Source organism: Leucobacter exalbidus, assembly GCF_017834145.1.
Taxonomy (GTDB): domain Bacteria; phylum Actinomycetota; class Actinomycetes; order Actinomycetales; family Microbacteriaceae; genus Leucobacter; species Leucobacter exalbidus.
In genome coordinates this window covers 787,276-799,556 of sequence record NZ_JAFIDA010000001.1, presented here as the reverse complement: position 1 = coordinate 799,556, position 12,281 = coordinate 787,276, and the positions used below count along the sequence as shown (strand labels likewise).

Below are 12,281 nucleotides of genomic sequence, written 5' to 3'. Positions count from 1 at the left end.
CGCGGGTCTGAGGCGTAACACTGAAAGGTTCGTGCGAGCACTGCTTGCACGAACTTTTTTGTGCCTTCAGGTGCGCCTGAATCGCGGTAGAATCTCGGCATGGGTATCTTCACGCGTGATGACAAGTCCACTGGTGGTGGCGGCACAGACGTGCTCGACCGCGAACTCGAGAAGCTTCTCGAAGACGCACAGCTCGAGGATGGCGACCACGAGCGTTTTTCGCACTATGTGCCGAAGGACAAGATCATGGAGTCGGCGATGTCGGGGAAGCCCGTGCGCGCGCTCTGCGGTAAGAAGTGGACGCCCTCGCGCGACCCCGAGAAGTTTCCCGTATGCCCCGACTGCAAAAAGGTATACGAGAACATGAAGAAGTAACGAAGCCACACGCTTCGTACACCGCAGCCACCGGCTGCAAACAACAACGCCCGCTCACGCACCTGATGGTGCGTGAGCGGGCGTTGTGTCGTCTGGCCGCGTGTTAGCGGTATTCGGTGGGAATGGCAGGGTCACCGCGGGTGAGGCTCATCGCCACGTGCGGCAACTCGGCGATGCTTGCCCGGTGCTGCTCGCGGGCGAGTGCGATGCCCTCGGCGCCGGTGTACCCGGGCACCACGTCGCCTGCGATCATCAACGGCACGAGCACATCACGGCCGTGCAGCTCGGCAAGTTCAGCCGTGCCTGCCGGGCCGTCGCCCACCGCGATGAGTTCGGCCGTAGCCACCCCGCGCGAGTTGTGCGCGCGACGCACGCTCTTGCGGCCACCGACGGAGGCCTTACCCGTTGACTGCTTCGCCACCGCCACCCACGCGCCGTCGTCATCTTGGCGTGCGACGAGCTTGTACACCATGCTCATCGTGGGGGTGCCCGAACCGGTGACCACTGAGGTACCCACGCCAAAGCTGTCGACGGGCGAAGCCGCGAGGGCGGCGACCGTGTGCTCGTCGAGGTCATTGGTGACGGTGATGCGGGTGTTGGTCGCGCCCAGATCGTCAAGCAGCCGGCGCACCTTCGCGACGACGACGGGCAGGTCACCCGAGTCGATGCGTACCGCTCCAAGGCCCGTGCCCGCCACCTCGATGGCGGTGCGCACCCCCTGCTCAATGTCGTATGTGTCCACGAGCAGCGTGGTGTCGATGCCGAGGGCGGCGACCTGCGCGACGAAGGCGTCGCGCTCGGTGTCGTGCAGCAGTGTGAAGGCGTGGGCCGCGGTGCCCATGGTGGGCACCCCGTAGCTGCGACCGGCCTCAAGGTTTGAGGTGGCGTTGAAGCCCGCGATGTATGCGGCGCGGGCGGCGGCGACGGCGCTGTGTTCGCCGGTGCGGCGCGAGCCCATCTCGGCGAGCGGTTTGCCTGCGGCCGCGTTCACCATGCGGGAAGCGGCGGTGGCGATGGCCGAGTCTGAGTTCAACATGCTGAGCGCGAGGGTCTCAAGCAGCACCCCCTCGGCGAACGTCGACTCCACGGTGAGGACGGGGGATCCGGGGAAGAATGTTTCGCCCTCGGGGTACCCCCAGATGTCTCCAGAGAAGCGGTAGTTCGCGAGCCAGTCGATGGTCTCGGGGCGAACTACCTTGTTCTCTTGGAGGAACGAGAGCTCGGCATCGGTGAACCTGAAACGCTCGATGGCTTCGAGGAGGCGGCCGGTGCCGGCAACGACGCCGTACCGGCGGGCCCCCGAGAGCCTGCGCGTGAAAAGTTCAAAGACGCTCTGACGGTTTGCGGTGCCGGCATGCAGCGCGGCATCAACCATCGTGAGTTCGTAGTGGTCGGTGAACAGGGCTGTAGACGTGTGCACTTGGCCAGTGTATCTGCGCAGCGGCCTCGCGGTGGTGTTTTGTGCGTTGGGCGCGTTACCGAAAGTCACGGGAGTGCACCCCAGCTGGCGCGGCGAGCGGGGTCATCGTGGCCGCAATGATGTTGCCGACGCCCTCGGGGGATCGCTCGTAGACGCCCCGCACGAGTAATGCAGGGGATGACCTGGCGATAAAGCGGTGGCGCTCCCACACTTTCGCCCATACCACCACGTTGACGGTGCCCGATTCGTCTTCGAGTGAGATGAAGGTGACGCCGCCCGCGGTGGAGGGGCGTTGCCGGTGGGTCACGATGCCGGCGACCGTGATGTGCTGGCCAGGCCGGGTGCGCGGCAGCGCGTCTGAACGCACGACGCCCTGCGCGTCGAGGCCGGCGCGCAGGTGAGCTACGGGGTGCGCGCCCGTGGTGATGCCGGTGCTCCACAGATCGAGTGCGCTCTGATCGGCGGGGCTGAGCACGGGCAGCAGCGGCGGTTGCAGCTCAAACGCTGAGCCCGCCAGAAACTGTTCGCGGTGATCGGCGGCGGGGGCGGCCGCCCACAGCGCTGCACGGCGATCAAGGCCGATGCCTGCGCAGGCTCCCGCCGCCGCGAGGGCTTCGAGCTGCGAACGATCGAGGTGGGCGCGGCGGGCGAGATCGGGGAGGCTCTCAAACGGGCCATCGGCGCGTGCGGCGACGATGCGTTCGGCCGCGGCCTGCTCGATGCCGCGCACCCCGGTGAGCCCGAGCCTGACGGCGAGGGCCTGGTCGCGCCGGTGGGCGCCGCTGGTATCGGGCGCCGCGGGGTCAAACGGTGGCACAGGTGACGCCGGCGGAGCCGCGCTGGAGCTGGCGGGCGCAGCTGCGGGCCCTGCCGCCGCGGTGCAGGGGGCATGGGGGCTGGGCGATCCGGATCGAAGCGGCCCCGCCCCAGCTGCCTCGCGAGGCTCGAGCCCCGCCGCGGCCCCAGAATGCTGCACGTCGGCGGGGAGCACGACGACGCCGTGGCGCCTGGCATCGTCGACGAGGGTGCGCGGGGCGTAGAACCCCATCGGCTGCGCATTCAGCAGCGCCGCAAGAAACGCGGCCGGGTAGTGCAGCTTGAACCAGGCGCTGACGTACACGAGTAGCGCGAAGCTGATCGAGTGGCTCTCGGCGAATCCGAAGCTCGCGAAGGCCTCGATCTGGTCGTAGATGCGCTGCGCCTCGTCTTGCTCGAGGCCGTTGGCGCGCATGCCCGCGAAGAGTTTCTCGCGCAGTGATGCGACGTGCTCTTCGCCGCGCTTCGAGCCCATTGAGCGGCGCAGCAGATCGGCGTCTTCGGCGCTGCAGTTTCCCACGGCCATGGCCATCTGCATCAGTTGCTCCTGAAACAGGGGCACCCCCAGGGTGCGTTCGAGCACCGGGGCGAGCGCCGGGTGCGGGTAGGTGACGGGCTCTTCGCCGCTGCGGCGTTTCAAATAGGGGTGCACAGCGCCGCCCTGAATGGGGCCTGGGCGAATCAGCGCGATCTCGATCACCAGATCGTAGAAGCTGCGGGGGCGCAGCCGGGGGAGCGTGTTCAGCTGTGCACGGCTCTCCACCTGAAACACCCCGATCGCATCGGCGCGGCAGAGCATGTCGTAGACCCCGGGCTCCTCCTTGGGGATCGTGCTCATCTCCCACCGCTCACCGGTGTGCTCGGCCACCAGGTCCATGGCCTGCTGCAGCGCGCTGAGAATGCCCAGCCCCAACAGATCGAACTTCACGAGCCCCATCCACGCGCATGACTCTTTGTCCCACTGCAGCACGGTGCGCCCCTCCATGCGCGCGTGCTCAATGGGGCACACCTCGCCGACGGGGCGCTCGGTGAGCACCATGCCGCCCGAGTGAATGCCGAGGTGGCGCGGCAGCTTCAGCATCTGCGCGGCAAGGTCGCGCACCGGCGCGGGAATCTGGCCGGCGGGGTCGTCGAGCGCGCCGCGGCGCTCCACCGAGCGAGACCACGCGGTCTGCTGCCCCGCGCTGTATCCGAGCGCCTTCGCCGCATCGCGAATAGCGGCCTTGGGGCGGTAACTAATCACGTTCGCCACCTGCGCCGCGTTGGTACGGCCATACCGGGTGTAGACGTACTGGATCACCTCTTCTCGCCGCCCCGAATCGAAGTCGACATCGATGTCGGGCTCTTCGTCGCGCATGCTCGAGAGAAACCGTTCGAAGGGCAGGTTGTAGAACACGGAGTCGACCGCGGTGATCCCCAGCACGTAACACACGGCCGAGTTGGCGGCCGAGCCGCGCCCCTGGCACAAAATGCCGCGCCCCTTGGCGTAGTGCACCAGGTCGTGCACGATCAAGAAATAGCCGGGAAAATCCTTCTGCTCGATAACGGCGAGCTCGCGTTCGAGGCGCTCACGGGTGCCCGATGAGAGCTGCCCGTAGCATCGCTCGGCGCCCTCCCACGTCAGCTTGCGCAGCCAACTCATCTGCGTGTGCCCGTCGGGTACGTCGAGGGTGGGCAGGCGCGGGGTCGCGGCGCGCAGCGAGAACGCGAGCTCACTCGCGAGCGGCACGGTGCGGGTGACGGCGTCGGGGAAGCGCGCGAATCTGCGCGCCATCGCGGCCCCGGATCGTAGCCTCGCCGCCCCCGTCGCCGGCAGATAGGGATCCATCTCGGCGAGGCTGCGCCGGGCTCGCACGGCGGCGAGCGCCTCAGCGAGCGGTGCCTGGGCGCGGGTGGCGTAGTGGACGCCGCCGGTGGCGATGGTGGGGAGGTGGAGTTCGTGGGCGAGGTGGGCGAGGGCGGCGTTGGTGTCGTCGTCTGCGGGGTGGCCGTGGTGCGTGAGCTCGACGTAGACGTTATCGGGGCCGAAGAGGTCGGTGAGGGTGGTGAGTTCGTGCGTGGCGGCGGCGAGGTGGGCGCCGGTGGGGTGCGACGGGGAGCCGGCGGTGAGGGCGCGGCGTACGGCGCCTTTACGGCAGCCGGTGAGGATCACCCAGTCGTCTGCTGCAGCGTCGGCGAGGTCGGCGAGGTGGTAGCGGGGGCGGCCTTTCGCGCCGCCGGCGAGTTGTGCCTCGGTGATGGCGGCGGCGAGCTTGTGGTAGCCGGCGGCGCCGCGGGCGAGCACGAGGAGGTGGGTGCCTGCGGGGTCGGCGACGCCGAGTTGGGGTGAGTCGAGCCCCAGGGAGAGTTCGGCACCGTACACGGTGAGGAGGGGAGCGCGGGGTGGCTGCGTTTGTAGTTGCGCGTGTGGTTGCACCGGTGCCGGGTCTTGCGCCTGGGTGCGTGCGGCGTGCGCGGCGGCCTCCGCGAATATGGCTGCGCCGTAGAGCCCGTTGTGGTCGGTGATCGCGAGCCCTGCGAGGTTGAGGCGGGTGGCTTCGGCGATGAGGGACTCGGGGGATGAAGCGCCGTCGAGAAAGCTGAAGCTCGAGTGGGCGTGTAGCTCGGCATAGGGAACGTGCGGGGCATCGGGGTATGCGGAGCCGGGCTGCTGCGGCGTCGGCTCGTGTGCGGATGGTGTTTGCCCGGATGGTGTGTGCCCGGGTGGTGCGGGGCGGGTGACGGGGCCCGTGCGTGCTGAGAGTTTGCGTTCAAACTCCTGCCACGACAGCGGTGAGTTGTTCCAGCGCATAGTGATCTCGGTCTGTGTCGGCGTGCAATGACGGGCGGATGGATGAACGGAGTGCCGGTTAGTCGTATCGCCCCTCAGCGAGCCAGCCGCCGGCCTCGTGGCAGAGGAGCCAGGCGTCACCGGTGGCGAGCACCACCTGCAATCGCACTCTGGCGGGGGAGCCCTCCCACCAGTGCTCGTGCACCGGCCAGGGGGAAGACCACGCGGTGACCGCTACGTGGCGGGGCAGCGCGGCGGGAGAAACGGTGGCATGAGTGGCGGGATGCGCGGTGGAACCTGCGTCGTCACCGGCGTGCACGCTGAGGGTGGCGGGCACGGCACTGAGGAGGTCGTCTTCGGTGACGCTGATCGGGGCGCCTGAGGGGTCGCTGAGCAAGGCTGGGAGCGGTGGCGAGAACACCAGGCCGGGCGCGGGGGCTGAGGACGCCCCAGGCCAGGGGAGACCGGCCGCGCTGCCGTTGCGTTCAGTGTGCGAGTCAGATCCCCACGGAGTGAACTCTTGCCGGTGGCGCGCGAGGCGACCGCCACGCAGGGAGGCGGTGCCGACGCTGTCGCGGCCGTGCGCTGACTGGATGCCCCGCAGGTGATGGCGCACGCGTTCATCGGGTTCGCTGCCCCACAGGCCCGCCTCGTGAGCCGCCGCGCGGTCGGTGCGGGTGGGCGTGAGCGTGAGGCGGGTGACCCCGGCCCCGCCGCGGTCATCGGACGCAGAGGCGCTCGCCGCCGACAGCGCCCCCGATTCGGCCTGCCACTGCACCCGGTCGAGCACGTCTTCCATGCGCAGGTGCGTGGGGTGCGACCAGGTGCGTTCGTGGCGGGCGCCGGTGTCGTCGGTGAGTTCGATGCGTATTCCCGTGCAGATCAGGGCGGCCTCATCGAGCGCGGCAAAAAACTGGGTGACGGTGGCGGTAGCGGCGGCCACCAGGGCTGCGCCCGTGTTGAGGGAGGGTTCGAATTCGATCTGGGCTGAGAGCTCTTGGGGGACAGTGCGGGGGCGAATGTCGGTGCCGTGCCGGGGGCCCGCGGCCAGTGACCTGCGGTGGGCGGCAACGCCGTCGCTGCCAAACCGCTGGCGCACGGCTTCTTCGGGAAGCGCCGCGAACGCACCCAAGGTGTGAATGCCGAGCCCCTGCAGGGTGGCGGCGAGACGTTCGGGGGCCGCGCGCGCAATGGGCAGCGGCGATAAGAACGCCCGGGACTCCCCGGGCGGTACCACGGTGACGGCGCGCGGCTGCCGTGCGGCCTGCTCTGCCGCGAATAAACCGTCGGCGATGCCGATGCGCGCGGTGTGCAATCCCAGCTGGGCGGTGCGGCTCAGCAGGGTGTGGGCGGCGGGTTCTTCCCCGCCGTAATAGCGGGCGGGGCCCCGAGCCCGCAGCGCGGCGAGGCCCGGGCGCCGCGCTTCGAGCCCGGTGACGACCTGCTCAAACGCGGCCAGCACGGGAAGGAACAGGCGTGCATCGCGATCCGGATCATGCGGATGCAGCTCGAGCGTGGGGCAGATCGCCTGCGCATCGCGCTCACGCATCCCCGCGCGCACACCGGCCGCGCGGGCCATCGCGCAGCACGCAACGATGCGACGCTGCGCGCACAGCGCGAGCGGAACCTCAGCGGGGTCGCCCGCAGGGGGCTCCGTCGCTGTCGACTGCAGCTGCTGGCGCAGCGCGGTCACCGGCCAATCGGGCAGCCACACCACGATCACGCGTTCGCTCTCGTTCACGGCCGCACCCTCGTGGGCGGTGCCGTGGCGAGGGCGCCATCTGCGAAGCGCAGCGTGTGGTGCGCGGTGCCGCGCGTGCTGCGGGTCGCCACCCCGAGGGTGCGGGCCCGCAGCCGGCCAAAGCCGTGCTCGAGACCTTCCCAGCGTGACGCCGTGACCTCGAGAGTGGCGGCGGTGTTGGGCCAGTCTCCCGTCACCACGAGAGCCGACTGGTGTTCGCGCAGCCGCGCCGCGATGCGCTCGGCGACGCCCGCGGGCACCTGCGCGGGGGCGTGCAGCAGCGTGACAGTGAGAATCTCACTCAGCGCGCCAGCGAGCGCAAACCCGTGGGCACCGGGGGAGGGAATAAGAATGCAGCGATCGAGAGCGACGCCCATGGCGGCGGCAGCCTCGGCGCCAAACGACGGGCAGCCGATCACCCCGCACCAGGCTCCGGCGCTGGAGGCCTCAGTGAGAAACGCGAGCGCAAGTTGCCACGAACCGCGCACTGAGTAGCTCGATCCGGCGTGAATGGCACCGCCAGGAAGCACCGGCCCAAGCCCCGGGTGCGTGGGGAGATTGCGTTCGGGCAGGCGCGTGGGCTGCATCTGGGTGATGCGCTGCTGCAGTGACTGAACGGTGGTGGAAACCATGTAGCCATATTCGAACATATGTTCGAATAAGTCAATCCGGCACCCGTGCCCGCGTGGTTACCCTGAGCGTGCCCGCAGCGCCGCTTAAAGTCTGGGCAGATAGCGCGTAGGATGGGAGAGATGAACGAGGAAGAGCTAGACGATTACGAACGTGACGCCGAGCTGTCGCTCTTTCGCGAGTACCGCGATATCGCCAGCCAGTTTCGCTATGTAGTAGAGACCGAACGACGCTTCTATCTGGCCAATGAGGTCGATCTGAAGCGCCAAGATGCTGGGAGTGATTTCTACTTCGAACTCACGATGAACGACGTGTGGGTGTGGGATGTGTATCGCTCAGACCGCTTCGTGAAGTCAGTGCGGGTGCTCACGTTCAAGGACGTGAACGTCGAAGAACTGTCGGCGCGCGAATTCAAGCTGCCGCAGGAGCTCGCACTCGACGAGTAGCGGGCACGGTGTGGCAGAAGCGGGGGTGTCACCACCCCCGCTTCTTTGCTGCCACCGGCCCGCTGTGTGCCCCGCGGCGAGGCGCGAGCGGTGCCATTTCTGCACCAAAGGTTGAACATCTGATGTATGTAAGGCTATGGTAAGTTGGTGCCCAGCTCACCTGATCAAAGGAACCCCATGGTGTCACCCCACACTCTTCGTACGACCGGTGCCATTCGTCGTACCCGCGTCGCCCTCGCGCTTGGCGCCACCCTTGCCCTCGCTGCTGGCCTGACCGCGTGCGCTCCTGAGCCCACCGATCCTGCCGCGAATATCTCGGCAAGCACTGACACCGTCACCATTACCGACAACCACGGTGAGATCGCAGTGCCCGTGAACCCGCAGCGCGTCGTCGCCCTCGACAACACCGCCTTTGACACGCTCGCCGCATGGGATGTCGACCTCGTCGCCGCCCCCAAGGGAGTCATGGGCTCAGCCTGGCCCGGGTACACCGACGACGACGCCGTGCTCGACATCGGTACGCACCGCGAACCCAACCTCGAAATGATCGTCGCGGCAGAGCCCGATCTGATCATCGGCGGCTACCGCTTCAGCGACCAGTACGCCGAGATCAAGAAGCAGAACCCCGACGCGACCGTCATCGAGATCGCCCCGCGCGACGGCGAAGACCAGTTCGCAGAGCTCAAGCGCCAGACCGAGATCCTCGGCCAGATCTTCGACCATGAAGACGAAGCCGCAGCGCTCAACACCCAGCTCGACGACGCCATCGCCGACGCCAAGAGCAACTACCCGACGGGCGAGACCGTAATGGCGGTCAACACCTCGGCCGGCCAGATCGGCTACATCGCCCCCGGTATCGGCCGCTCGCTCGGCTCGATCTTCGGCGCCCTCGACCTGACCCCCGCCCTCGAGGTGAAGAACGCATCTAACGACCACCAGGGTGATGACATCTCGGTCGAAGCGATCGCCGACTCAAACCCCGACTGGATCTTCGCCCTCGACCGCGACGCCTCGTTCGCGCCGGCCGAACGCGAAGCCGGGTCAGCTCCCGCCAACGAACTCATCCGCGACGCCGAAGCCCTCGCCCAGGTGCCCGCCGTCACGAAGCAGCAGATCGTGATCCTCGACCCGAACTTCTACCTCACCGAGGGTATTCAGGCCTACACGGCACTGTTCACCAACATCTCGGAGGCGTTCGCCGCAGCATGATCGAAAACACAGGCCTGAGTAAAACAGGCCGAAACAGCGGGGCGGCCACCGAAACGGGTGACCGCCCCGCTGTGCGACCCCGCACCGTGTGGGCGCTCGCCGCAGCCATCATCGTGGTGGCGGGGCTCATTGCAGCGTCCCTCGCGGTGGGCGTGTACGACATCTCGGGCCAGGCCTTTGGCTCCGAGATGTTTTGGATCACCCGCGTGCCCCGCACGATCGCGCTCGTGCTGGCGGGAGCCGCGATGGCGGTGAGTGGGCTCGTGATGCAGATGCTCACGCAAAACCGGTTTGTTGACGCGACTACCTCGGGCACCACCGAGTGGGCCGCCCTCGGCCTGCTACTCACGGTGCTGGTCGTGCCCGAGGCGAATATGGTCACCCGCATGGTGGTCTCAAGCGTCGCCGCGTTCATTGGGGCCATGCTGTTCATGCTGATCCTGCAGCGCATCGTGATTCGCAGCACCCTCATCGTGCCGCTCGTGGGCATCATGCTGGGCGCCGTGGTGAGCGCGCTCACCACCTTCCTCGCCGCACAGTTCAACCTGCTGCAGATGCTCTCCACCTGGTTCATGGGCAGCTTCACGCAGATCGTGCGCGGCCGCTATGAGGTGCTGTGGATCGTGGGGATCGTCACCGTGCTGGTGTTCGTGTTCGCCGATCGCATCACCGTCGCGGGCCTCGGTAAAGACGTCGCGACCAATGTTGGCCTGAACTACGAACGCGTGCTGTTTCTCGGCACCGGCCTGGTCGCGATCGCCTCGGGCGTCACCACCGTGGTGGTCGGGTTTCTGCCGTTTTTGGGACTCGTGGTGCCCAACATCGTGTCGATGATGCGCGGTGATAACGTGCGCTCAAATCTGCCCTGGGTGTGCCTGGGCGGCATCGGGCTTGTGATCGCGTGCGATCTCATCGGCCGACTCATCATCATGCCGTTCGAGGTTCCGGTGTCCATGGTGCTCGGCCTTGTCGGCGCCGTCGTCTTCATTTCCCTGCTGTTGCGGAGGACCGCATGAGCAGCCCCGTACAACTCACCAGTTCGGGCGAAGCACCCGAGGCGCCCGAACCGCGCATGTCCTGGATCCGGCACTATGCGCCCGTGATCGTCGTGTTTATCATCGCGGCCCTGCTCGCGATCGCGATTCTCACCTACGGTAATCCCGCGCCCCCCGGATCAGCCGCCTTCATGATCATCGTGCGCAGCAGGCTCGCCTCGCTTGCCACGATCGCGCTGGTCGCGGTGTGCCAGGCGGTGTCGACGGTGCTGTTCCATTCGGCGACCTCCAACCGTATTCTGACCCCGTCAATTCTCGGCTTCGACGCCCTTTACGTGCTGTCGCAGACCGCGCTCGTGTTTGTGTTTGGGGTATCGGCGCAAAGCTTCGAGGGGATCCCGAAGATCATCGCGCAGAGTCTCATGATGATCGTGTTTGCGACCGTGCTGTATGGCTGGCTGTTCTCGGGCAAACGCACCAACCTGCACCTGCTGCTGATGGTGGGGCTCGTGCTGGGCATGGGCTTTGGCTCGGTGTCAACGTTTATGCAGCGGCTGTTGACCCCCAGCGAGTTCGACGTGCTGAGCGCCCGGTTGTTTGGCTCGATTGGCAAGGGCAATGTTGAGTACCTGCCCGTGGCGGCCGTCATCGTGGGTGTCGTGCTCGTGTGGGTGTGGTCGCGCAGGCGTCGCTACGACGTCGTTTCGCTCGGGCGCGACGTCGCCACGAGCCTGGGCGTGCGCTACCAGCGCGAGGTGATCGGCATTCTGATCGCCGTGGCCGTACTCATCTCGGTGTCAGTGACGATGGTGGGGCCGATGACGTTCTACGGCTTCCTCGTCGCCACCCTCGCCTACCAGTTCGCGCGCGGCGACTCTCACACAGAGGTGCTGCCGCTCGCGATCGGCATCGCGCTCGTCACCCTGTTGGGCGCCACGTTCGTGCTCAGAAACGTGTTCTCGGCGGCGGGCCTGGTAACCGTGATCATTGAATTTGCTGGCGGGCTGTTGTTTCTCATCCTGCTGCTGCGAAAGGGACTGCGTTGATTCGTCTCGAAAATATTGCCAAGCACTACCGCAACAAGCAGGTGCTGGGCCCCATCGACCTCACGATCGAGCGGGGCGGGGTGACCGCGCTGATCGGCCCCAATGGGGCAGGCAAATCCACGATGCTGACGATCATCGGTCGTCTGCTGCAGGCCGATCAGGGCACGGTCGAGGTGGGCGGGCTCGACGTGCGCACCGCGCACCCCAAAGATCTTGCGAAAACGATCTCCATTCTGCGCCAAGAAAACCACTTCATGGCGCGGCTGACGGTGCGCCAGCTCGTCACCTTCGGCCGGTTTCCGCACTCGGCGGGCCGCATCACGGCCGCCGATCAGCGCGCCATCCACGCCGCCATCGCGTTCTTGAACCTCGCGGGCCTCGAAGACCGCTTCATCGATGAGCTCTCGGGCGGCCAGCGGCAGCGCGCGTTCGTGGCAATGGTGCTCGCGCAAGACACCGATTACGTGCTGCTCGATGAGCCCCTCACCGGGCTCGACATGCGCCACGCGGTCGCCATGATGGGGCAGGTGCGGGCCGCCGCCGACACCCTCGGCAAAACCGTGGTGCTCGTGATCCACGACGTGAACTTTGCGGCCGCGTACGCCGACCGCATCGTCGCACTCGCCGATGGCCGCGTGGTCGCCTCGGGCACCCCCGAAGAAATCATCACCCCCGAGGTGCTCGAACGCGTGTTCGAAACCCCGGTTGAGGTGATCGAACACGGCGGCCGCCGTGTCGCCGTCTACTACCGCGAATAGCGCCGGGCCGCAGGGGCGTACGATCCACGCTGCTCCGGATCGCGCCGCCTCGTCCACAGCACGTCGATCAGCGCG

The 12,281-nt window shown here is 67.3% G+C and carries 10 protein-coding genes; 6 read left to right on the top strand and 4 right to left on the bottom strand.

From position 1 onward, the window contains the following. Nucleotides 1–99 precede the first annotated feature (99 nt). Nucleotides 100–375: a DUF3039 domain-containing protein gene (locus JOF28_RS03665; protein WP_209704521.1), complete on the top strand. Its 276-nt coding sequence runs from the start codon at nt 100–102 to the stop codon at nt 373–375. Nucleotides 376–478: 103 nt separating this feature from the next. Here the strand turns inward: JOF28_RS03665 and JOF28_RS03660 are convergent, their stop codons facing one another. From JOF28_RS03660 to JOF28_RS03645, 4 genes are read right to left on the bottom strand one after another with little or no spacing between them, the layout of a single operon-like run. Continuing rightward, the gene (locus JOF28_RS03660) at nt 479–1,795 is read right to left on the bottom strand and encodes a nicotinate phosphoribosyltransferase (protein ID WP_209704520.1); all 1,317 of its coding nucleotides are present in this window, start codon (nt 1,793–1,795) and stop codon (nt 479–481) included. A gap of 55 nt (nt 1,796–1,850) precedes the next feature. Continuing rightward, entirely contained in the window at nt 1,851–5,402 is a 3,552-nt protein-coding gene (locus tag JOF28_RS03655; RefSeq protein ID WP_209704519.1) for an error-prone DNA polymerase, read from the bottom strand. A gap of 58 nt (nt 5,403–5,460) precedes the next feature. Further along, nucleotides 5,461–7,122 (bottom strand): DNA polymerase Y family protein, encoded by a 1,662-nt coding sequence (locus tag JOF28_RS03650; RefSeq protein WP_209704518.1) that lies wholly within the window; start codon nt 7,120–7,122, stop codon nt 5,461–5,463. Then, nucleotides 7,119–7,754 carry a hypothetical protein gene (locus JOF28_RS03645; RefSeq protein ID WP_209704517.1) on the bottom strand — a complete coding sequence of 212 codons (636 nt, stop codon included), beginning with the start codon at nt 7,752–7,754 and terminating at the stop codon, nt 7,119–7,121. The genes JOF28_RS03650 and JOF28_RS03645 overlap by 4 nt, the downstream gene beginning before the upstream one ends. A 120-nt stretch (nt 7,755–7,874) precedes the next feature. On the opposite strand from JOF28_RS03645, the gene JOF28_RS03640 reads away from it, so the two are divergent. From JOF28_RS03640 to JOF28_RS03620, 5 genes are all read left to right on the top strand, one after another. Continuing rightward, entirely contained in the window at nt 7,875–8,198 is a 324-nt protein-coding gene (locus JOF28_RS03640) for a DUF2469 domain-containing protein (protein WP_209704516.1), read from the top strand. Nucleotides 8,199–8,375: 177 nt separating this feature from the next. Continuing rightward, the gene (locus JOF28_RS03635; protein ID WP_209704515.1) at nt 8,376–9,407 is read left to right on the top strand and encodes a siderophore ABC transporter substrate-binding protein; all 1,032 of its coding nucleotides are present in this window, start codon (nt 8,376–8,378) and stop codon (nt 9,405–9,407) included. Next, a complete protein-coding gene (locus JOF28_RS03630) occupies nt 9,404–10,423 on the top strand; it encodes an ABC transporter permease (RefSeq protein WP_209704514.1) in 1,020 nt (339 codons plus the stop codon). Before JOF28_RS03635 ends, JOF28_RS03630 begins: the two co-directional genes overlap by 4 nt. Continuing rightward, nucleotides 10,420–11,448, top strand: a complete 1,029-nt coding sequence (locus tag JOF28_RS03625; RefSeq protein ID WP_209704513.1) for an iron chelate uptake ABC transporter family permease subunit — start codon at nt 10,420–10,422, stop codon at nt 11,446–11,448. Before JOF28_RS03630 ends, JOF28_RS03625 begins: the two co-directional genes overlap by 4 nt. Beyond that, the gene (locus JOF28_RS03620; RefSeq protein ID WP_209704512.1) at nt 11,445–12,206 is read left to right on the top strand and encodes an iron ABC transporter ATP-binding protein; all 762 of its coding nucleotides are present in this window, start codon (nt 11,445–11,447) and stop codon (nt 12,204–12,206) included. The genes JOF28_RS03625 and JOF28_RS03620 overlap by 4 nt, the downstream gene beginning before the upstream one ends. Nucleotides 12,207–12,281 lie beyond the last annotated feature (75 nt).